Source organism: Caproicibacter fermentans, from assembly GCF_014303955.1.
GTDB classification, from domain to species: domain Bacteria; phylum Bacillota; class Clostridia; order Oscillospirales; family Acutalibacteraceae; genus Caproicibacter; species Caproicibacter fermentans.
In genome coordinates, this window is record NZ_CP060286.1 from 3799620 (window position 1) to 3820645 (window position 21026).

Annotated in this window: 23 protein-coding genes; 9 read left to right on the forward strand and 14 right to left on the reverse strand. The window is 45.8% G+C overall.

Going from position 1 to position 21026, the window contains the following annotated elements; genetic code table 11:
* Positions 1–36: 36 nt before the first annotated feature.
* The 7 genes from HCR03_RS18845 to feoB all read right to left on the reverse strand — a co-directional run bounded on the left by HCR03_RS18845 (position 37) and on the right by feoB (position 4878).
* A complete protein-coding gene (locus tag HCR03_RS18845; protein ID WP_156990980.1) occupies positions 37–570 on the reverse strand; it encodes an ATP-binding cassette domain-containing protein in 534 nt (177 codons plus the stop codon).
* A gap of 13 nt (positions 571–583) precedes the next feature.
* Positions 584–1252 carry a DUF3793 family protein gene (locus HCR03_RS18850; protein ID WP_187035876.1) on the reverse strand — a complete coding sequence of 223 codons (669 nt, stop codon included), beginning with the start codon at positions 1250–1252 and terminating at the stop codon, positions 584–586.
* A complete protein-coding gene (locus HCR03_RS18855) occupies positions 1249–1551 on the reverse strand; it encodes a DUF2325 domain-containing protein (RefSeq protein WP_156990982.1) in 303 nt (100 codons plus the stop codon). The genes HCR03_RS18850 and HCR03_RS18855 overlap by 4 nt, the downstream gene beginning before the upstream one ends.
* Before the next feature lie 100 nt (positions 1552–1651).
* A complete protein-coding gene (locus HCR03_RS18860) occupies positions 1652–1813 on the reverse strand; it encodes a hypothetical protein (protein WP_187035878.1) in 162 nt (53 codons plus the stop codon).
* Between the two features lie 43 nt (positions 1814–1856).
* Entirely contained in the window at positions 1857–2228 is a 372-nt protein-coding gene (locus HCR03_RS18865; RefSeq protein WP_066643012.1) for a metal-dependent transcriptional regulator, read from the reverse strand.
* Positions 2229–2251: 23 nt separating this feature from the next.
* Positions 2252–2413, reverse strand: coding sequence for a FeoB-associated Cys-rich membrane protein (locus tag HCR03_RS18870; RefSeq protein WP_083209925.1), 162 nt, complete (start codon positions 2411–2413; stop codon positions 2252–2254).
* 35 nt (positions 2414–2448) lie between these two features.
* Complete coding sequence (gene feoB, locus HCR03_RS18875; RefSeq protein WP_187035881.1) at positions 2449–4878, reverse strand: ferrous iron transport protein B; 2430 nt, start codon at positions 4876–4878, stop codon at positions 2449–2451.
* A gap of 501 nt (positions 4879–5379) precedes the next feature.
* Between feoB and HCR03_RS18880 the strand changes: the two genes are divergently transcribed.
* Positions 5380–5772: a metal-dependent transcriptional regulator gene (locus tag HCR03_RS18880; RefSeq protein ID WP_066648449.1), complete on the forward strand. Its 393-nt coding sequence runs from the start codon at positions 5380–5382 to the stop codon at positions 5770–5772.
* A gap of 34 nt (positions 5773–5806) precedes the next feature.
* On the opposite strand, the gene HCR03_RS20205 is transcribed toward HCR03_RS18880, so the two are convergent.
* From HCR03_RS20205 to HCR03_RS18910, 6 genes are all read right to left on the reverse strand, one after another.
* Positions 5807–5971 (reverse strand): L-2-amino-thiazoline-4-carboxylic acid hydrolase, encoded by a 165-nt coding sequence (locus HCR03_RS20205; protein WP_267459199.1) that lies wholly within the window; start codon positions 5969–5971, stop codon positions 5807–5809.
* A gap of 446 nt (positions 5972–6417) precedes the next feature.
* Positions 6418–8646, reverse strand: a complete 2229-nt coding sequence (locus tag HCR03_RS18890) for an FtsX-like permease family protein (protein ID WP_066648443.1) — start codon at positions 8644–8646, stop codon at positions 6418–6420.
* Positions 8636–9403 carry an ABC transporter ATP-binding protein gene (locus HCR03_RS18895; RefSeq protein WP_066648440.1) on the reverse strand — a complete coding sequence of 256 codons (768 nt, stop codon included), beginning with the start codon at positions 9401–9403 and terminating at the stop codon, positions 8636–8638. Before HCR03_RS18895 ends, HCR03_RS18890 begins: the two co-directional genes overlap by 11 nt.
* 112 nt (positions 9404–9515) lie before the next feature.
* Positions 9516–10529 carry a sensor histidine kinase gene (locus tag HCR03_RS18900; RefSeq protein ID WP_187035885.1) on the reverse strand — a complete coding sequence of 338 codons (1014 nt, stop codon included), beginning with the start codon at positions 10527–10529 and terminating at the stop codon, positions 9516–9518.
* Complete coding sequence (locus HCR03_RS18905) at positions 10526–11191, reverse strand: response regulator transcription factor (RefSeq protein WP_187035887.1); 666 nt, start codon at positions 11189–11191, stop codon at positions 10526–10528. The genes HCR03_RS18900 and HCR03_RS18905 overlap by 4 nt, the downstream gene beginning before the upstream one ends.
* A 299-nt stretch (positions 11192–11490) precedes the next feature.
* A complete protein-coding gene (locus HCR03_RS18910; RefSeq protein WP_187035889.1) occupies positions 11491–12537 on the reverse strand; it encodes a helix-turn-helix transcriptional regulator in 1047 nt (348 codons plus the stop codon).
* 448 nt (positions 12538–12985) lie between these two features.
* Here HCR03_RS18910 and HCR03_RS18915 point away from each other — a divergent pair, with 448 nt between their 5' ends.
* From HCR03_RS18915 to HCR03_RS18935, 5 genes are all read left to right on the forward strand, one after another.
* Positions 12986–14338, forward strand: a complete 1353-nt coding sequence (locus HCR03_RS18915) for an alanine/glycine:cation symporter family protein (RefSeq protein ID WP_187038173.1) — start codon at positions 12986–12988, stop codon at positions 14336–14338.
* Positions 14339–14380: 42 nt separating this feature from the next.
* Positions 14381–15373: an ornithine carbamoyltransferase gene (gene argF, locus HCR03_RS18920; protein WP_187035892.1), complete on the forward strand. Its 993-nt coding sequence runs from the start codon at positions 14381–14383 to the stop codon at positions 15371–15373.
* A 14-nt stretch (positions 15374–15387) separates the two neighbouring features.
* Positions 15388–16383 (forward strand): carbamate kinase, encoded by a 996-nt coding sequence (gene arcC / locus HCR03_RS18925; protein WP_187035894.1) that lies wholly within the window; start codon positions 15388–15390, stop codon positions 16381–16383.
* 137 nt (positions 16384–16520) lie between these two features.
* Complete coding sequence (locus tag HCR03_RS18930; protein WP_228725028.1) at positions 16521–17429, forward strand: DMT family transporter; 909 nt, start codon at positions 16521–16523, stop codon at positions 17427–17429.
* Positions 17410–17721, forward strand: a complete 312-nt coding sequence (locus HCR03_RS18935; protein ID WP_187035897.1) for a hypothetical protein — start codon at positions 17410–17412, stop codon at positions 17719–17721. The genes HCR03_RS18930 and HCR03_RS18935 overlap by 20 nt, the downstream gene beginning before the upstream one ends.
* 334 nt (positions 17722–18055) lie before the next feature.
* On the opposite strand, the gene HCR03_RS18940 is transcribed toward HCR03_RS18935, so the two are convergent.
* A complete protein-coding gene (locus HCR03_RS18940) occupies positions 18056–18583 on the reverse strand; it encodes a hypothetical protein (protein WP_066643699.1) in 528 nt (175 codons plus the stop codon).
* A 273-nt stretch (positions 18584–18856) separates the two neighbouring features.
* Between HCR03_RS18940 and HCR03_RS18945 the strand changes: the two genes are divergently transcribed.
* The 3 genes from HCR03_RS18945 to HCR03_RS18955 are packed head-to-tail and all read left to right on the forward strand — an operon-like array spanning position 18857 to position 20974.
* The gene (locus HCR03_RS18945) at positions 18857–19294 is read left to right on the forward strand and encodes an ArsR/SmtB family transcription factor (RefSeq protein ID WP_066643697.1); all 438 of its coding nucleotides are present in this window, start codon (positions 18857–18859) and stop codon (positions 19292–19294) included.
* Positions 19254–20234 carry an ABC transporter ATP-binding protein gene (locus HCR03_RS18950; RefSeq protein ID WP_066643695.1) on the forward strand — a complete coding sequence of 327 codons (981 nt, stop codon included), beginning with the start codon at positions 19254–19256 and terminating at the stop codon, positions 20232–20234. The genes HCR03_RS18945 and HCR03_RS18950 overlap by 41 nt, the downstream gene beginning before the upstream one ends.
* Positions 20231–20974 (forward strand): ABC transporter permease, encoded by a 744-nt coding sequence (locus HCR03_RS18955; RefSeq protein ID WP_066643693.1) that lies wholly within the window; start codon positions 20231–20233, stop codon positions 20972–20974. Before HCR03_RS18950 ends, HCR03_RS18955 begins: the two co-directional genes overlap by 4 nt.
* Positions 20975–21026 lie beyond the last annotated feature (52 nt).

Genomic DNA, 21026 nt, shown 5'->3' on the forward strand with positions numbered 1-21026 from the left:
TTTTTCCTCCTTTGAATTGTGTATAAAAAAAATTAATTAACCGTTGACCGCCGCTGTTGTCAAGCGGGTAGAATTCGCCGGCCACTCCGTTTTCCATATGCAGAACAGTGACCTCATATCAAGAGCTTGTTTTTTGCCGTCATAGGAGCAGCAAAAATCATGAAGCTCCAAGGTGTCTCCCGGAACTGCGGGAGGAGATTCGTTCTTCAGATTTGTAAGCGACAGCGGACGGAGGCCAAGCCTTCGCAGTTTTTCGGGCGGCAGAGCCGCAAACTCGTTCATTGGAAGATCAAGGCTGATTCTGCCGCCGCTCATATAAATCACCCTGTTGCAGATATCTTTCAGCCAGTGGAGCCTGTGTTCGGCGATCACGACAGTTTTGCCGCGCGACTTCCATAAAAGAATGGTACGCCTGAGGCTTTCTATCGCATCCATATCCAGGTTGGAGGTCGGCTCATCCAAGACAAAAACATCGGGATGCGCGGCGGATACCGAAGCGCATGCGACCTTTTGTTTTTCACCGCCGGACAGATTGAAGATACTGCGTCCGAGCAGTTTTTCCGCCTCCATATCGCGGGCTGCTTCATGTATTCTTGTTTTTCTGACCGTCACCCCAGCCGAAGGAGCCGAACAGAGCGATTTTTTTGCCGCTCAGCGAGTTTTCCAGGGCAGAGAACATAGGTCCGAACTCCGTATCATCCAACTCTTCGGTTCCCATCGCGGGGCAGCCAAATGCCACGGCATCATATCCAGGCAGTTTATCAGCCGAGAACCCTGAGGGAGTTAAGAGGGTATCTTCGTAGGATTTCCAATAACCGCTGCATGTAAAGTTTCGGCCGTTGTTTTCAATGAAACCGACGACGTCATGAAGCGGATAGCCAAGGAACAGGCCAATCTCATGCGGAAACTGCCGCTCAAGGCGAAAACGATTTGATAACTGCCGAAGAATACCTGTAAACCCATTTGAAATCGCATATCCCGATCGCTCCAGAAAATCACGGTTTGCCTGCTCGGATAGAATTCGGTTAATCCATTCCATGCGATAGGTATAGATTAGAAAGAAGCCTGTTTTGCATTGCTTCAAGAGGCAAACAGAGAGTCCGTATGCATGCAGTTCCAAATCCTGTCCCGAAACCGCTTTTTTTACAATGTCTTCGTCAAACGATTGGAAGCTGAACAGATTCGACGGCTTTACGCCGGCCAGCGTTGGAGCGCATTGCTCCACGAAAACCGATTCAAACGATCGCCTCATGTTCCTCTCCTTCCGGGGCATTCGCAATGATTCTTTATAATGGCCCGCAGGGCGTTCAGACTGCTGAGATGGGATTGTTCAATGCTTGCGTTACACCGTGCTGATTCCAATACCGCAATTTCCTTCATCTTATGCGAACCCGTATTTGCAAACAGTTTAATCAGATCGGGTGAACCAATCTTTCGTTTCAAGTTTCCCTTAGTTATCACATAAACCTTTGCCTTACAGCCATATGTTTCGCAGGTATCGACATAAAGCCGCTGCATGCAGCGGCTTCCGCCGACAATGACAACGCTCATGGCCTTCCTCCTTAATACTGAGTTAGAGTACTTTAACCAATGCTCTGTTTTTTAGCGCCTCTCGGCGCTTTTAACCCATAGACAAGACGGCTCACGCTCGTCAGTCCGATATTCCGCTGATCAGCCAGTGCCGTTTTTTCGCAATGTTTATTTTAACCGCATACCTTCCGATTGCCTGCGGCAACGCCCAGACGCAACTTATGGTCAGCATGGCAGTAAGCCCGTACGCGAAAGAAAGCATCGCGTCAGCATCCACTTTCATTTTTGGCGGTTCTTTCAATCTTCATAACCCTTTTGGTAAACAGTCAGGACATATCCCGCATAATTTCGCACATGCTCCCGATACGCTCATCGGATATCCCGGCAAGAAGCGCAAATACGGCGTTTCCGGCATCTTCCGGTGGTAATGCGAACTCTCGACAGAGGAACCGAAAGATAATCTCGTAATATGCGGAATAACGCACAGCCAGCTCACGGCCATTCTCCGTGAGAAATACCATGCCGTATTTCTCCTTTTGAACCAGCGCTTTGTCGCTGAGTGCTTCCATCATTCTGTATACGCTTGGTTTTGTGACATGGAGCGCTCGGGCAATGTCGACGCATCGCATTCCGCGTTCACCGCTGAGCGAATGCATGGTGATCAGATATCGGATGGATGATGCGGACAGTGTCTGCATTCTCATACATCCTTCCCTCAGGACTATTTTCCATGATGGCAGCTGCCGCTCATGGGGCAGCCCGCGCAGTTGCAGGAGGACCTGCCCTTCTTTTTTCTTCCGACCATGCTGATAATAACCAGCGTCACCACAGCGGCCAGAATAACGCAGATGATCATGGTCGCAAGGTTTTCAGTCAACCACATAAGCGTTTTATTGTCCTCCTCTCTTCGTTTTTTTGTTATATTCCGGATTTCGCGCCTATTTTTACATTGGATTTCAGCGTTTCGGACTCTTTATATGGTCTGAACAGCATGGTAACGATGAAAGCGACGTTGAGGATAGCAACGATAGAACCGATGACGTTTCCGTTGCCAGAAAACAGCATGCCGAGCTGATAGACGGTCAGCGCGACGGCATAAGCAAAGACGCACTGATATCCGATGGCGAACCAGGTCCACTTGGCGTTGTTCATCTCACGCTTGATGGCGCCCATGGCTGCGAAGCAGGGGGCGCAGAGCAAGTTGAAGATCAGGAAGGAGTAAGCGGAAAGCGGGGTGAAGACGGCGCGCATGTTGTTCCATACCTGCCAGCCGTTCTCCGCCACCTCGTCGAAGCCCCCGAACAGGACGCCAAATGTTCCGACGACGTTCTCTTTGGCAATCAGGCCGGTGATGGAAGCGACCGCACCCTGCCAGTGGCCCCAGCCGAGCGGAATAAAGATCCAGGCGATCGCGGAGCCGACGGCGGCCAGAATGCTGTTTTCCATATCGCCGACCATCCCGAAGGAACCGTCTTCAACGCCAAAGCTCGACAGGAACCAAATCAAGATCGCCGCCAACAGGATGACGGTGCCGGCTTTCCGGATGAACGAGGATGCGCGTTCCCACATGGAACGAAGCAGATTGGAAACCGTCGGCCAGTGGTAAGCGGGAAGCTCCATGACGAACGGGGATGGGTCTCCCGCGAACATCTTACTCTTTTTCAGCATGATGCCGGATATAACAATGGCGCAGATGCCGAGAAAATAGGCGCTGGGGGCGACCCACCACGCGCCGCCGAACAGCGCGCCGGCAATCAGGGCGATGATTGGAAGCTTCGCGCCGCAAGGAATAAAGGAAGTCGTCATAATGGTCATCTTGCGGTCCCGGTCGTTTTCGATGGTACGCGAAGCCATGATGCCCGGAACGCTGCAGCCCGTGCCGATCAGCATCGGGATAAACGACTTTCCGGAGAGTCCGAATTTTCGGAAGATGCGGTCCATGACAAAGGCGACGCGCGACATATAGCCGCAGGATTCAAGAAAAGCGAGGAACAGGAACAAAACTAGCAGCTGAGGGACAAAGCCAAGCACCGCGCCCACGCCGGCCACGATGCCGTCGAGGATCAGGCCTTCCAGCCAGTCCGCGCAGTGAATACTGTCCAGTCCGTTCTGCAATAAGACGGGAATGCCCGGCACCCACACGCCGTAGTCGGCGGGATCGGGTTCCTCCTTATCGGCGACCGCCAGATAGCTGTCGTACGTCACGGGGATTTCCTCTTCCACGTTTCCGACGTCGTCGTAGAGATAAGCGGTCGCGGCAAGCGCGGCCGCTTTTGTGGGATCGACGCCAGCTTCTTCCGCGGCGGATTCAAAAGCGCCTTTGATCGCGCCGGGTTCGGTATATGCATCAACTGCTTCAGAGTAAGCGGAGGAGCCGATGCCGAACAGATGCCAGCCGTCGCCGAACACGCCGACGTTGGCCCAGTCGGTCGCCCAGGAGCCCACCGTCGAGACAGAAATGAAGTATACGATGAACATGACCACTGCGAAAATGGGCAGCGCGGCCCAGCGGTTTGTCACCACACGGTCAATTTTATCCGATGCCGAGAGTCTCCCGGCCTTTTTCTTTTTGTAACAGCTCTTGATGACGGAAGCTATGTAGAGATATCTCTCGTTTGTGATAATACTCTCGGCGTCGTCATCAAGCTCCGTCTCCGCGGCTTTGATATCCTCCTCGATGTGATCGCGCACCGGTTGACTCAACTTCAGCGGAGTCAGAACTTTTCCATCGCGCTCGAAGATCTTGATGGCATACCAGCGCTGCCGCTCAGGCGGCATGTTGTGCACGGCGGCTTTCTCAATATGGGCAATTGCATGTTCCACGGCGCCGCTAAAGGTGTGCATCGGGATTGTCTTTGTGGATTTGGCAGCTTCAATTGCGGCCTCCGCCGCTTCCATAATCCCTGTGACCTTCAGCGCTGAGATCTCAACAATTTTGCAGCCGAGTTCACGGGACAGCTCGCTGGTCGTGATCTGATCCCCGTTTTTTCTCACTACATCCATCATGTTTACGGCGATCACTACAGGAATGCCGAGTTCCGTAAGCTGCGTTGTGAGGTAAAGGTTCCTCTCGAGGTTGGTGCCGTCCACGATATTGAGGATCGCGTCAGGCCGCTCACTGATCAGGTAGTTTCTCGCCACAACTTCCTCCAAGGTGTATGGGGAAAGGGAATAGATACCCGGCAGGTCCATAATGATGACATCTTTATGATTCTTAAGCTTGCCCTCTTTTTTCTCTACCGTTACGCCCGGCCAGTTTCCGACAAACTGGTTGGAGCCGGTCAGCGCATTGAACAGCGTTGTCTTACCGCTGTTCGGGTTGCCTGCCAAGGCAATTTTGATCTCCACTTTCTATATCCTTCCTTTCTGTGGTTAGAGTACTTTAACCAATCGGCATAAATAAATAGGGGCCCCATGATATATCCGACCTCGATCATTTCCGACTTTTACCGTCCCGCCGATCTTTACATCCCTGAGCGTTTTTATAAATCATTCCTCCTTCATATCATGATTTTGCTTGCCATCTCTCTTCTGATGGCAATGGGGACTCTTTGATATTAACGATAACATTGTCTTCCCTCATGAAAATGACCGTAACGCTGCCTTCGGCGACAAAGCCGAGATCCTCCACATCGGCTTTTCCACCGACTTTCCGGATCACAGCATCCTCGAGGTATCTTTAATTAGAGGAATCTAACCGACGACTCAAATTATTGGTTAGTCTTTGCTAACCAATAATAGTTTAATAGCTCTAACTAAATTTGTCAATAGATTTTTTGCCTATCTTGATTATCTGGTTAGAGTGTGTTAACCTGAAATCAATATCAAATGAAAGTCGGTTAAAATGCCATGAAAATATTCAGAGCGTTCGAGGATTACCTGGAGGCTATGTTGATGATGAAGGAGAAGCACGGCTATATTCGCTCCATTGACGTCGCCGAGGCGTTGGGTGTGACCAAGCCGAGTGTCACCTATACGACAAAGCGCCTGCGGGAAAATGGATATATTACAATGAATAAGGACGGCCTCATCACACTGACCGATTTGGGGATGGAAGTCGCCTCCCGCACCTGGAATCGCCACAAGCTGCTGACCGAATTCTTTATGAGGCTGGGTGTGGATGAAAAGACCGCCCGAGAGGATGCCTGCAAGGTGGAGCATGACCTCAGCGAAAAAACTTTTGAAGCAATATGCCGCCATGCGGACCTGGAAAAGCAAAAATACCCTGATGGGAAAGAATAAAAATTTCGTAAAGAGAAGGAAGGTTCTGCCGCGCTTATCTGCGGGCAAAACCTTTCTTCTTTTGATAGTGGCAGTCGCGGCATAGACCGCCACGCGCCAGAGTGTGCCGCCGGTTGAAGACACTGCCGCCGAGTCCGGCCATATCGTAATCGTAGGAGCACATAACGGGAGTAATTTCGGAGATACCCAGTATCTGCATGGCATCTCCGGGTGAGAACGAAATCGGAATGAAAGCTTCGACGCCGTTTCTTTCAATTCGCACATCTTTGCGCGCACGATGGATTCCCCTCGGGCTTTCCGCAATCATACTTTGTAAATTCGCTTGGCGGTATGCTGCCAGACATTCCCGGATGAAGAGTACTATTTATTCGGCCATGATCACCGGCGCTCGTTCCGGCGTTTTTCGCTCCCACGGCACCGCCGCGCCGTCACTGTATTTCAAGTGGCTATCTTTCTGATTAGCGTTTTTTCGCTTTCCGGTATACTTTCAGATTAGCATTTATAGTATCTAAACTGAATTACAAAACCCCTGTCCAGCTTCGTTTGGACAAGGGAACATAAAAATTGTTTTTTCTGTCTACTTTCTATTGACCAGTTCACTAAGCTGGAGGTTTTGGCTGATCTGTTATACGGAAGTAATCCCACTTATAATTCCGCGATATACCTTCTGAACAGAGTATAGGTAGCAGTAAAATAGCAAATCAGTACCAACAGAAACGCACCGCAAACCTCGGCTATATTTGTATAAACTTGGCTTATTGTAACATATGGAATATATTCTCGATAGTTCTTTATTGATAAATATGTAAGGACGATTCCTGAGCCTAAAAAAGCAATGATGACAGGAAGTCCAAACCACAATAGCATTTGTTGGCGGATAATTTTTCCGATCCATTTATGATCTATTCCTAAATTTTCAATAATTTGAAACCGCTGTTTATGTTCAGTTGCATCCATTAATTGCTGCAGGGAAAGAATTGTGAGGCAAATGACAATCAAAATGAGACTTGCGTATGTACCTCCAAGACGAAGCATCAGAGAATTTGAGATTCCTTCATTAAGTTGCAGCGTCTTTAAACGTACGAATCCACTGTTTTCTGGAATCGTTCCAATATGATTCATCCATTGCGTTATATCTTTTGACAGAGCTAAAGCGAAGTGATAGTCTAATGGACTTGTTGTATTGGCGGCATAAGACGTGGTTGCCAGCGTAAGTGTCTCACAAACATCATCAGGCAGAATATAAGCCATTTCCATGCCGCTCGTAAACATTCCCATCCCAACGTTTACTTGATAATCTGCGTCAGGAGCCTTTTTTAGCGTATAATTTCCAGCCGTAATGCTCTGATGCGTGTTATCAAAATGAGAAATATCATCAGGTAGTGCCGTATTTCCCCATGCCACAGCAAAACCACTTTCCGGCAAGACAATTTCCGGATGCCCTGATAGCCGCAGTAAGGCATTATAATCGCTCAGAGAAACGCCTAGAATCGGCAGATTCTTTTTTATTCTTCGGTCAAAGTCATTTTTTTGTAAAAAATAAGCCTCCACATTTGCAGAATTTGTAACCTTATAGCCCCCACGTTTTAGATAGTTATCAATATACGAATAGTCCAAAGCAGACTTAGGCAGGTCCTCCACTCGTTTTACGGTTTGATATTGAGAAAATATCTGTACGTCAAAAATAGATCGCACCGTTAGATAGCCATCTACCTCTCCCGTTAAAATTGGTAGCCAAGCGAGCAGCACTAGGGAACTCAATAATACACACGTCAGGATAGCCATGGTGTGGGAAGCGGTTTTCAGTTTTGAAACGATCTGACCCAACAGAAATAAATGAGTGTAATGGAACCGTGCAGAGTTTTTCTTTGCAACAAGCAGCAACCATGATAGACTGCTGAAAATTGATACAATACTGAATAATATCATAATTACCCCAAGGATAGAAGGGATCGTGGTGTAAAGTTCCATCAATATGCCTTCTCTGACCAACTCAGTAAAAAGATCCGTCATCCGTAAAAGAAAAACTCCGGCTGCCAGGCTTGCGACGGAGAGTATTGCGGCGGTCAGGCTTCCATTATGCTTCCAGACACAGGTTTCCAGCAGAAAAAATCCCGCCAGCACCAAAAAGAGCAGAGCGCTGAGGATACAAGGGACTACTGCCTCAATTCCCGCTTGGTTAAGTTTGTTCCAAAAGGGCAGGACACCGCACAAAGTCAAGAGCAGGATTCCCACATCTGAGAGCGAAGCGGCAATCAGGCTTTTCAACAGCATATCCTTTACGGTAACCGTACTCTCGGTTTGCTGTTCTTCATGAAGCATGTCTATGATCTTTTGCCGGCGGATTACATGAACGTTTCCAAGGCCAATCACCGCAAATAAAGCTGTAAAAAAAAGAAAAGTCCAAAGAACAGTATCTGAAAAAACTGAGAAATATAATCGGTACGGTTCTCCGAAGGATGCCATGATGATCACACTGACGAACTGTGACAGAAGGGTACCGAGCAGGATCCCAAAAATGACAGCAATCAGTCCCATCAGGAGCGTTTCAAGAAAGAACAGATAAGCAACAGTCCTCTGTTCCATACCAAGAATAATTTGAAGAGCGAACTCCTTTTTCCGACGCCGGATCATGTAGCGATTGACATAAGAAATCAAAAATACAAGCAGCAAGGCAATCAAGGGAATGATAATTCTCATTTTACTCGAAAAATACTCCAAATCCATCTGGATCGGCAACCTATTGTTATAGGACGGGCTGGTGATGGATAAAAAGCCATAGAACAGGCCCACAGAAAGAACTAATGTTAACAAATAAATCAGATAATCTCTTGCAGAGCGTTTTGCATTTCGAAATGCCATTTTAGCGTACATCGGAAAGATCCCCTCCCAACAAGGTCATAACATCAAGAATCTTCCCGAACAGTTGCTTGCGGGATTGACCTCCCCGGAGGATCTCAGTGAAGATATGGCCATCCTTAAGAAACAGGATTCGCTTTGCATGGCTGGCGGTAAATGCATCATGAGTGACCACCAAAATAGTCGCTTCAAGTTCCTGATTCATTGTCTGCATGGTCGTCAGAAGCATCTGAGAAGAATGACTGTCCAGCGCCCCCGTTGGTTCGTCGGCCAGAATCAGCTTTGGGTGATGGATTAAAGCTCTAGCGCAAGCGCAACGCTGTTTTTGTCCGCCAGAGACCTGGTAAGGAAACTGATTCATAATAGAAAGAATATCAAGCTTTTCGGCCATTTGTTCCACTCGTCGGTCAATCTCCTTGGGCGGCGTTTTATTGATCGTCAAAGTCATTGCGATATTTTCTCGAATTGTCAACGTATCCAACAGGTTGAAATCCTGAAAAATAAAACCGAGATTCTCCCTGCGGAACCGAGCTGATTCTCTGTCTTCGATTTCCGTAATATCAGCTCCGCCCAGAAGAATATGACCGGCACTGACAGTGTCAATTGTGGAAATACAATTAAGTAAGGTGGTTTTCCCTGAACCGGATGGACCCATAATTGCAATGAATTCTCCGTTCTGGACTTCGAAGTCGATATCATCAATAGCCTTGGTGATATTCCCCTTGTTTCCATAGTATTTTTCGACATGCTCGATTTTCAAAAGCGGTTCCATTCTTTTCACCTCCTCTTAATTCTAATGAGTGAAAGAAGAAAAATGTATCAATTTTTCTTACAAAGGCCTTACAGTTTTGTAAGATCTCAGATGGATGAAAAGCAGGTGGAAATTACTCCCGCACCTCAAAAAAATCACCTTTTGGAAAATCCAGTCCAACTGATGTTCCTTGTCCGCACTTTGAGGTCACGGTAATTCCGATACCGAGCTTTTCGCACAGGCGTTTACACAGGTACAGCCCTATGCCGGTGGAGTTTTGACTGTCCCTGCCGTTCTTACCGGTAAAGCCCTTATCAAAAATTCGCGGAAGATCGCTTTCCGATATTCCAATCCCGTTATCCTGAATGCAAAGAGTAACCCTGCTACGTTCCGAATAGGCCTGAAACGAGAGAGAAGGGACTTCTTCACTGTACTTTACCGCGTTTGAGATTATCTGACTAATAATAAAGCTAATCCATTTTTCATCCGTATAGACGATTCGTTCGCAGTTTTCCATCTGAACGGCAGCATGGCTTTGCAGTAGAAGCTGTTTGTTTTCCGCAATTGCCTTATGAATGGCATCCGACAGTACGATTTCTTTCACAAGATAGTCTTTTTCTACAGTATCGCTCCGCGCATAGTAGAGTGCCTGTTCTGTATAATTACGAATTTTTTCCAGTTCAATCAGCAACTTTTTTGTTAAACCTGACTTGTTGTTTTCATAGATCAACTGCATTGCGGCAATCGGTGTTTTAATGTCGTGAATCCATTGTTCTATGTATTCCCTGTATTCCTTCTTCTCTCGCCCTGATTGAGAGACCCGTTCAAGCATTGACTTATTTGAAGCTTTCAAGATTGCATAATAAATTTGATCATCTGCACGCGCAGGGCAATCCATGACCTCCGAAAGCAAATACTTCTGATCCAGATGGTCCAGCATAGACAAGAGGCGCTTGAAATAACGGTTGCGGAAAAAATACCGAGTATTTAGATAAACGAAGGCAACCAGAAACCACACGGCAATTAAAATTTCTATGATCCCATTATTTACCCTTGCCGCAGAAAGAAAGGCTAAGCAGCCAAGCATGGAAATGATGTGGGTGAGTATGCAGGGAATCTGGTCCTTAACATAATCCACATATCTCATATCATATACCCCTGGCGGTGTTTTGTCTGGATAAAATCCGTTAAACCGATCTGCCTAAGCTTTTCACGAAGTCTGGTCATGTTCACGCTGAGTGCGTTGTCATCAATGTAAAGCTGATTGTCCCAAAGATACTCCACTAAGTCAGCGCGGGGAACGATTCTACCCGCATTCCGGAAGAGAAAAGCCAGAATTTTGAGCTCATTTTTTGTTAGTTCGGTCAACTGGGCCTGATATTCTACCCGGCTACTTTCCAAATGCAAAATAACTCCCCGATATGCCATGACATCCTTCTCCCTGGATGGGTAAGCACGCTTGAATAGAGAAGCGATGCGGGCCAACAGGATAGAGGTATTGTAGGGCTTTGTGATAAAGTCATCGCCTCCCAACATGATACTGTTCAATTCATCCATATCAGTATTTCGCGCTGTGACAAAGATAATCGGTACAGCGGAGAAGGTCCTAATCTTTGAGCATACCTGAAAACCATCCTGACCTGGTAGGTTAATATCCAGCAGAATCAAATGAGGAATATATCGCCTAACAGCTTCAAAAATTGCTGTAAAACTATCTGGAAGAACAATCTCATATCCATTGCTCTGCAGGAGAATGGAGAGTTCCTCTCGAATTACAGAATCATCCTCAATCAACATGATCCGATCCATATAATCCCACCTTTCCCTAAATTTTTCTCAATCTTTCCGTCATCTTTATTATAAATTGAGGATTGAGCGAATTCAATGGTAAGCTTTATAGTTAAACCTACAGCAGATAGTATCTTTTTAAAGACGTAAGCGTCCAACCTGGCAGTCCCTTGATAACAGAGAGAGGCCCCGACTTGACGAAATGCAAGTCGGGGCTAAAGTTTAGTTTTTGTAGTATTGCCGCAGCATGTTACGTTGATGGGTATCCCAACCTCATGGAAATGAACTGCTTTCGAGCGATCTTAATACGAATACATGGACTACCCCCGTTCTATTGTAAGTCCAGGTTTTTGTCCGCGCCCCCTTTCGGTCAAAATCTTTTCGGCGTCGACAGAAAGTCCCGTCTGCTGATAAGTAACATTATTGCGAAAAATTCCAGGTGTCATCATTTTAAATTTTAAAAAATTTCGTGTAAATGTTTTTTCTGTGTTATAACCCACTTCGATTGCGACATCAATAATGCTTTTATTGCTCTGAAGCAGGAGTTTACAGGACTGGTTAACTCTGATGTAATTTAAAAAATCCTCAAAGTTTTTTTCCACCTCATACATTAAGATCTGATGAAGATCGATCACGCTGATATGAAAATTTTTCGCGACACTTTTTGCTGTCAGCTCATCCCTGGAATTCCGATAAATATAGGCTACAATCGCATATGCTTTTTGACTTTCCCGCACTTTGCAAATATCACTTACTTTTTGATAGGTTTTTCGGTACTCATTGGCTTTCATGCCGATTCGCGCTGCGAATACTTTGGATACATGGGAAGCGTCAACATAGCCAAGAATTCCCGCCAGTTCTTCCAGTGTAAAGTCAGTATACAACAGATAATTGATGGTTTTCGCAACTCGCATTTCATCAATTAGATTGGAAAAAGAAAGGCCGGTAACCTGTTTGACATACAGACTGATGGACGATTCACTGAGGTAAAAAGTTTTGGAAAGTGTTTTTAAATTCAGTTTCTTATTGAGATGAGTGTATATGTAACGAAAAATGCCGCAGCGATCTATATTGAGATTCTGTGCTTCCCTTTGGCTGAAAAGTTGGTCTTTTTCTCCTATTCGTATAAACAATACAATCAAATTGACGAGTTGATTATTGATATAAATATTGCTTAGTGCTTTGGGATGAATGGGTTCTATGGTTGACTCAACGCCGACTTCGTTGCGAATGATGGAAAAAATATTTTGTACTTCCGCCATTTGCTCTTTATCGCAATGCACAACCTGGTTCTCGCAAATCATATGGATCACGTCCATCGGCTGATTATCTGAATTATAGAAGGATTTAATAATTTCATTGATCATGTCAAACCGATAGACAAGAATGTAATATTGCAGCGTCTCGCTGACTTCTGGGACTTCACTAATTTCCCACGGAAGTATTGCTACAAACGAACCGGGCTCCAGATCATATTCTGTGTTTTGAATCCGAATTTTTCCCTTGCCTTTGTTAATTAAAAGAAATTTGATTATAATTTATTGTATTTAAAGATCTTTTTTATGAAATAGTCATAGCACCTTTTATACAGTTTATACGGGATTATGATTTTATATTTATGTCTAACTGTATATTTTTGCGGTCCATCCTTTATTTGATTGAATTCAAAGTACTAAAAATTAAAAGGTTAATGTCCTGATTGTGAGTTTTGTTTATTGTAAACTCTTGTCATGGAGAAAAAACAGGGAGGAGATTGAATTGGATCATATATCTTCGGTACTTACATACCTGGCAAACTTTCTGTGGGGATGGCCCATGTTGGCATTGCTTGTGGGCGGTGGCCTGTACATTAGCATCAATCTTGGATTTTTTCAGATTCGATATTTGCCGTTTATTTTAAAACAGACTTTTGGACAGATTTTTTCCAAACAAGAAGGCGAGGGCACCATTTCTCCATTTCAAGCAGCAACTTCCGCTCTGGCGTCCTCCATCGGAGCTTCTAATATCGTCGGTGTCCCGGTTGCGATTGCGATGGGAGGCCCGGGTGCGGTACTGTGGATGTGGCTTACCAGTATCATCGGGCAAGCTACGAAATTTTCAGAAGTGGTGCTTGGAATTCGTTACCGGGAAAAAAATCAAGACGGGGAGTTTGTGGGTGGGCCTGCCTACTATCTGCGGAAGGGACTAAAATCACCTTTTCTTGCTGTCATGTGCTCTTTTGCATTTATGATTGAGATTGTCCCAAGTATTTCCACACAGTCGCTTTCTATTTGTCAAACGGCAGAGACTATTGGAATTCCAAAACTTGCGACCGGTATCGTGGTGACGATTTTAGTTGCTTTAATTGTGTTCGGTGGAATCACAAGAATCGGAAAGGTTACGGAAAAGTTGGTTCCGTTTATGGCGCTGATTTTTACGGGATGTTCCTTAATCGTGATTGGAGTGAATATCGTAAATGTACCACACGCACTGGTACTGATTTTTCAAGGGGCTGTAACACCCATGTCTGCTGTTGGCGGCTTTACAGGCTCTGATATTGCTCAGACCATGAGATGGGGTATTGCCAGAGGCCTGTACTCCAATGAAGCGGGAATGGGGAGCGCACCCTATGCGCACTCGGCCGCCATTACGGATCATCCGGTACGACAGGGATTTTGGGGTGTCTTCGAGGTAATCGTAGTAACCGGTATTGTTTGCACGATGACGGCACTTGTCGTTTTGACCAGCGGAGTGTGGACGCAGGTGAAATCAGAAGATGCGGCTTCCATGGCGTCGGTGGCTTTCCAGAGCGTATTTGGAGAGACTCTGGGAGGAGGAATCGTTTCCATATGTATGTTGCTGTTTGTTCTGTCAACCGTTATTGTTATTGTCTTTTACTGTGAAAAACAGGCGGAAGCGTTATTTAATTCAACGGTTGGAAAAGTGATGCGGGTTGTATGCCTCGCTGCTATTATCTATGGCACAATTGGTGACCTGAGTCTTCTGTTTTCTATTTTGGACATTCTTCTTGCCTGTGTTGTTTTCCCAAATATGATTGGTGTAATCGGAATGAATAAAGAAGTAAAAGCGCTGAAAAACGAGTTTTTCTCTGATCCTCAATTTTATCCAGCGGCGAAAGCACGGAGGGTGCCGGCATTTAAGCCGCAGGAAATTCATCAGCCAAAATAAGCAGACGGATGTCTGTTTAAAACAAAAAAGGAGAAATAGATTATGAGCACAAACGTACGAGGAAGAAATTTTTTAAAACTGCTGGACTATTCACCCAAAGAAATCCGGTATTTTTTGGATCTGTCAAAAAACTTTAAGAACATGAAAAAAAATGGAGTTCTTCATCCTTATTTAAGTGGCAAAAATATTGTTCTTCTGTTTGAAAAAACGTCAACCAGGACGCGCTGTGCATTTGAAGTAGCGGGAAGGGATCTTGGAATGGGCGTTACATACCTGGAACCCGGAAGTTCACAAATGGGGAAAAAGGAAAGCATTGCAGATACCGCGAAAGTGCTTGGCAGAATGTTTGATGGAATTGAATACCGTGGATTCAACCAGAAAATTGTTGAGGAACTGGCTGCAAATTCCGGGGTACCAGTCTGGAATGGCTTAACAGACGAATTTCACCCAACGCAGATGCTTGCAGATCTTCTAACGATCGAAGAAAATTTTGGAACGCTCAAAGGTGTTCATTTCACCTTTATGGGGGATGCCAGGAATAATGTGGGGAATTCCCTTATGGTGGCTTGTGCCAAGATGGGGCTTAATTTCACCGCATGCTCGCCGAAAGAGCTGTTCCCCAAAAAAGAGCTGGTTGATTCCTGCAGGCAAATTGCCGCTGAAAGCGGTTCAACCATTACTCTGACGGAGAACGTGGAGGAGGGTACGAAAAACGCAGATGTAATTTATACCGATATTTGGGTATCCATGGGAGAGCCGGACGATGTATGGGAAAGCCGCATAAAACTTCTGAAACCATATCAGGTAAATGCACAACTGATGAAGAATGCGTCCGAAAGAAGTATTTTTATGCATTGCCTGCCATCCTTCCACGACAAAAACACGCAGATTGGCGCCGATATCGCGAAAAAATTCGGACTGCCTGAAATGGAAGTTACAGATGAGGTTTTTACATCGAAACGTTCCGTTGTCTTTGATGAGGCAGAAAACCGACTGCATACGATCAAATCCGTTTTGTATGCCACATTGTGCTGAGAGGAGCAATTTTCATGGCAAAGAAAAAAATTGTAATTGCTTTGGGTGGAAATGCACTTGGAGACACACCACAACGGCAGTTGGCTTCTGTTAAAAAGGCAGCCGAGATCATTGCGGATCTTGTAGCGGAAGGAAACGATATTGTCGTCGGCCACGGCAACGGCCCGCAAGTTGGCATGATTAATGAGGCAATGGATTATTCTGCCTGCGGCAAACCACATACGCCCGCCATCCCTTTAGCGGAGTGTGACGCGATGTCGCAGGGATACATCGGTTATCATCTGCAGCAGGCTCTTCAACAAAGCCTCTCTTCCAGAAAAATCGATCAGGAAGTCGTTTCACTGGTCACACAGGTTGTTGTTGACCAAAACGACCCGGCCTTTCAGAACCCGACAAAACCGGTTGGCAGATTTTATACACGGCAAGAAGCGGAGGCAATTCAACAGGAAAAGGGCTTCCGCTTTATCGAAGATGCCGGCAGAGGATACCGCCGGGTCGTTCCGTCACCGAAACCGTGCAGGATTGTGGAACTAAATGCCATTCGAAAAATGGTGGAAAATAAAATGATTGTCATTACGGTGGGCGGCGGCGGAATACCGGTTGTTCAGGCAGGCAAGGACTACCGAGGAATCGACGCAGTCATTGATAAGGATATGTCCTGTTCGAAACTTGCACAGGATATGGACGCGGATACGCTGTTGATTTTGACGGCCGTTGACCATGTGTGTCTGAATTACAACAAACCGGATGAGAAGGAGCTTCCCTCCATGACCCTTGAACAGGCAGTGAAGTATATCAAAGAAGGCCAATTTGCCGCTGGCAGTATGTTGCCAAAAGTTGAGGCCTGCATGAATTTTGTACGTCTGTGCCCTAGCCATACTGCGATTATTTCTTCCCTTGAGAAAGCAGACGAGGCCCTTCGTGGAAAATCTGGAACGGTTATTTCTTCATGGGAAAAAATAAACAAACACCTCTTTCAGCAAAAAGAAGTGTCTGTGGGTCTTACATAAAGAACCAAAGAAATTTTTTGCCGGAAAACAAAGAGAGAGAGAAACCAAGTTTTGTTTCCCTCTCTTTTTGCGCGGCGCGTTTTTCAACTGCGGGGGCATAGCTTGCCCTCATTTTATTCAGAGAAAGGATGGCTTTTTTGAATCAGAATATTAGAACCGTTCTTTTTGCAAGGGGGGCTCTGCTATGTGTTGCCGCTATATGGGGCAGCTCCCTGGTTGTGGTTAAAAATACGGCCAACAGTTTACCGCCTCTTTTTTTACTTGCCATGCGGTTTACCCTCGCCTGTGCCGTTCTCTGCGCTGCCTCTTTTCGTAAATTAAAAGTTGTCAACCGGGACTATTTAAAAAGCGGAGCCGTGATAGGCCTGTGCCTATTTAGTGCTTATGGGATACAAACGATTGGCGTTCTGTCTGCCATGCCGGGAAAGAGCGCTTTTCTATCTTCCGTTTACTGTGTAATTGTTCCATTTTTATTTTGGGCGGTGGAAAAAAGACAGCCGGATCGGTACAACATTCTTGCTGCGGTTCTCTGCATTTTGGGGATCGGCCTTGCTTCGGTGACTGAGGATTTTTCCATTAGTAAAGGAGATTCTCTCGCTCTCCTCAGCGGGTTCTTTTTTGCCGCGCATATTGTTTCGGTGGCAAAGTTTGGAAAGGGGAAAGATCCATTTATAATTACAATTCTTCAATTTGGCTACAGTGCTGCATTTTCATGGCTGCTTAGCCTTGCACTGGAGCACGAGGCCATTCAGTGGAGTCAAGGGGCCCTATGGGGGGGTTTATATCTTTCTATTGTATGTACCGGCGCTGCACTTCTTTTACAAAACATTGGGCAAAAATATACCGATCCTTCCAGCGCGTCGATTATTCTGAGCCTTGAATCGGTTTTTGGCATTCTGTTTTCCACCATCTTTTATCACGAAGCCTTAAATTTGCGGCTTGTTACCGGCTTTGCTTTGATTTTTACTGCAGTCCTTATTTCTGAAACAAAGCTTTCTTTTATTAGACATATCAGGGGAAAGCGCCATGCTGAAAATGAAACGTAAAAGTAACAGGAATCATAAGAAAGCGGGATTCAAATTAAATCGCCTAAATCCAATGCTGCGCCTTGGCCTCCCAGCTTTGACCGATGTGAAATCCCATCGTCCCGCGGAAAGAAAAAATTTTGGACAATTTTCTTATAGTATATTCTCTCTGGAATACAAATTCAATAAGATTCGTCGCTTTCAGGTAGGCTGCCCGTTTGAAGTTTTCAGGGCAGCCCCTGCTTATTTTCAACAAAGGTCCTTTTACCGCATTGGGCAGTCATTTTTGGTTATTCAACCTATTCAATCATAACTACAGCAATTCCATTTTAAAATGCGAAAAAGGGATTGTTGCGAAATAGCTTCTCCAAAAAAGTTGCACAAAAAATGCGCTTTGAATGGGCTGAAAAGTCCGTTTCAAGGCGCATTTTCTTGCGGTTTTGGGGGGGGTTCATTTGTACAACTTGCTATTGCAAATTCGTTTTGCAACACCCCCAAGTCTCACACTGAACTGGAAAAGCTGTAAGACCGTTCTTTACTGGTTCAGAGTAATATTATATACGGACGACCGAATAAATAGATTCATTTTTATCAATGAAATGATTGCCACAGTGTGATCGGCTCCGATTTTTAATGTACTTTAGTTTTTACCTTTTATCATCTAAAAGCTGAATTTTGAAAATATCTGTAACACCACCGCGGTCAGTTAGCAAAGTGATGGAAACCAAGTCACCCTCGTCCAAATCAGAAAGGCTAATTGGAGTGTTGTGCCACTCCATTCTTGTTTCCTCCGATACATCATAGTTAAGCTCACCGCGATAACTTTGATCATTGAGAGAAATGCCTTCGACTAATAGGGCGTTGTCATTGACTTCTTTTACTTTTGCATAGAAGGTCTGAATATCGAAGATTGACGTCTGCGATGAGCTTTCCTCATAATTATCGTAGGCAACCTTATACCCCACAAAATAGCTTATCGATATACCAACGATTAAAACCACAATTGTCAGTATGATTGCAACTTTATAAGGCGGTGTCATCGGGATACGTGTGTGTTCATTCGTTTCTAACACCTTATTAATATTTCGTTTATACGCGTGAAAATAGACAACAACCGTGGCAACCAACAAAGCAGCAATTGCTAAAACTATAAGAAAAAAGATTGGGAAACCCATTACATTACCTCCTCGTATTCCAAAATATTCTTTGAAGATGTAATAGTAACTTCTCGTTACATCGACTTTGCAACCATTCGTCATTGTTAGAATAAACTTCATGGAAAGTGTAGGGGCAATTTGTTTTACGTATGAACTCAACTTACAGGATTAAGACCGATAGCTTTGTGCGATTAAAGCCGCCGGTTTTAATTTAGTGTTGACGAAATTAAAAAAATAAGTATAATTTAATTTAGCAATGGCTAAATTAAATCAAAAAGAGAAGGTTATGGAATGGACAGGATGCTTGTACTCAAAGCTATTTCCGATGAAACACGGATGAAAATTATGTCGCTGCTGTTGCATCATAACTATTGCGTTAGAGCATTGGCGAGAAAATTGAATCTTTCCGAGGGAGCGGTATCGCAGCATCTGAAGGTTCTTCGGGATGCCGGGCTCCTGACCGGAGAAAAGAAGGGCTATTTCATGCACTACGACGTAAACCGCGAGGTCCTTCATGCACTTGCCGCCGATATTGAGACACTGGCATCCATGGAACGGGAACTTTGCACCCCGGAGGAAAGCGGATGCCACTCCTCCGAACAGGAGTATTGTCATACACAAAAGCATGGCAATGAAGAAGTCCGTGAATCCTGTCATGGCGCAGATTTTGCAAAAGGAGGAAATGGTCATGAACACCCCGGACATTGTCACTGTCACAAATCTGAGTAAACACTACGGAGACTTCACCGCGGTAAACGGCATCTCCTTTTCCATTCGGCGGGGCGAGATTTTCGGTTTTCTCGGCCCCAACGGCGCGGGGAAAACTACCACCATCAATATGATGATCGGCCTTGCGAGACCTTCCGGCGGTTCCATTCTCATTGACGGGATCGATGCGGTGAAGAACGTCAAAAAGGCACAGTCCATCATGGGCATTGTTCCGGATGAAAGCAATCTCTATGACGAAATGGACGGCTTTGACAACCTTTGCTTCTGCGGTTCTCTTTATGGTATGAGAAAAGCCCTCCGGGAAACGCGGGCGAAAGAGCTTTTGGAGCAATTCGGCCTGACCCAGGCGGGGAAACGTCCATTCAAAGCGTATTCCAAAGGGATGCGGCGGAAACTGACCATTGCGGCGGGCATTATTCATAAACCGGAAATGCTTTTTCTGGATGAGCCGACCACGGGGATTGATGTGGAAAGTGCCCGGCAAATCCGTCAGCTTCTGCTGAAACTCAAGCAGGAAGGAACCACTGTTTTTATAACCACCCATTATATTGAGGATGCCGAGCGCATCTGTGACAGGATCTCTTTTATCGCAGGCGGCGGCATTGTGGCAAGCGGCACGGTGTCGGAATTAATGGACAGCGTCTCTCACGGGCATAGCATTCGTTTCACTGCAGATGCGAACCTGAAACCGCTTGCGGGAGAATTGCAGGCACGTTTTGGCGGCTGTACCGTCAAGGCGGAATCGGATCACGCCATAACCCTTTTTTCTGAAAAACGGATTGCGCTCTCTCCTGTCCTGCAATACCTTGATGGTCAGGGAATCTCCGTTTTTGAGGCCACGGAGTTGCGGCCTTCTCTGGAAGATGTTTTTGTTAAAGTGACCGGAATTGAGGCCGCAAAGCTGAAAAAGGAAAAGGAGAAAGGGGGCGCGGGAAGATGAAAACATGGATTGCCTTTGGGAGCATTCTGAAAAAAGATGTTCAAAACTACTATCTCAAACCGCCGAATATCAGCTGGGGCATTATCTTTCCGCTGTCCTGGACATTGATGCAGATGATCCGTTCATCCGGCGGCATGAATCTGTCCGATATCCGGCAGATGCTTCCGGGGCTGATGGCCATGAGCGTATTGTTCGGCACTACCTCCATGCTGGCCGTCACCATTACTTTCGAACGCAAGGGGCGCTCCTTTGACCGGCTCCTGCTGGCCCCGATTCCGCTAAGTACGATGGTGGCCGCCAAGGTGTCCGGTGCTATCCTGTTCGGACTATTTAACGCTTTTGTCCCTGTCATCTTCGCGGCGTTTTTTGTTGACCTTGCCGGGATCAACTGGGGCGCCGTGCTGCTGGCGGTATTCCTGATCGCTGTGACCTCCACGCTTTTGGGACTAATGATTGCCGTTTCTGCGAAAGAAGTGTTTGAGGCGCAGACATTCTCAAACTTTTTCCGGTTTCCTATGCTGTTCTTATGCGGGTTGTTCCTGCCGATCAGCAGTCTGCCGATTTTTTTGCGCCCCTTGTCCTACCTGCTGCCGCTGACCTACGGAACCGATCTGCTCAGCGGTTCCATTCTCGGCGTAAGCATTCTGTCGCCTGTCCTGTGCATCTTGGTATTATTTGCTTTTACCGCAGCACTTTTTGTTTTCTGCCAGTATAACATTCGCAAGAAATGGATTCTGTAGATAAGCTGCTTTGCTTCCCGACAATTCCATAGATAGCTCTTTTAACGTTATC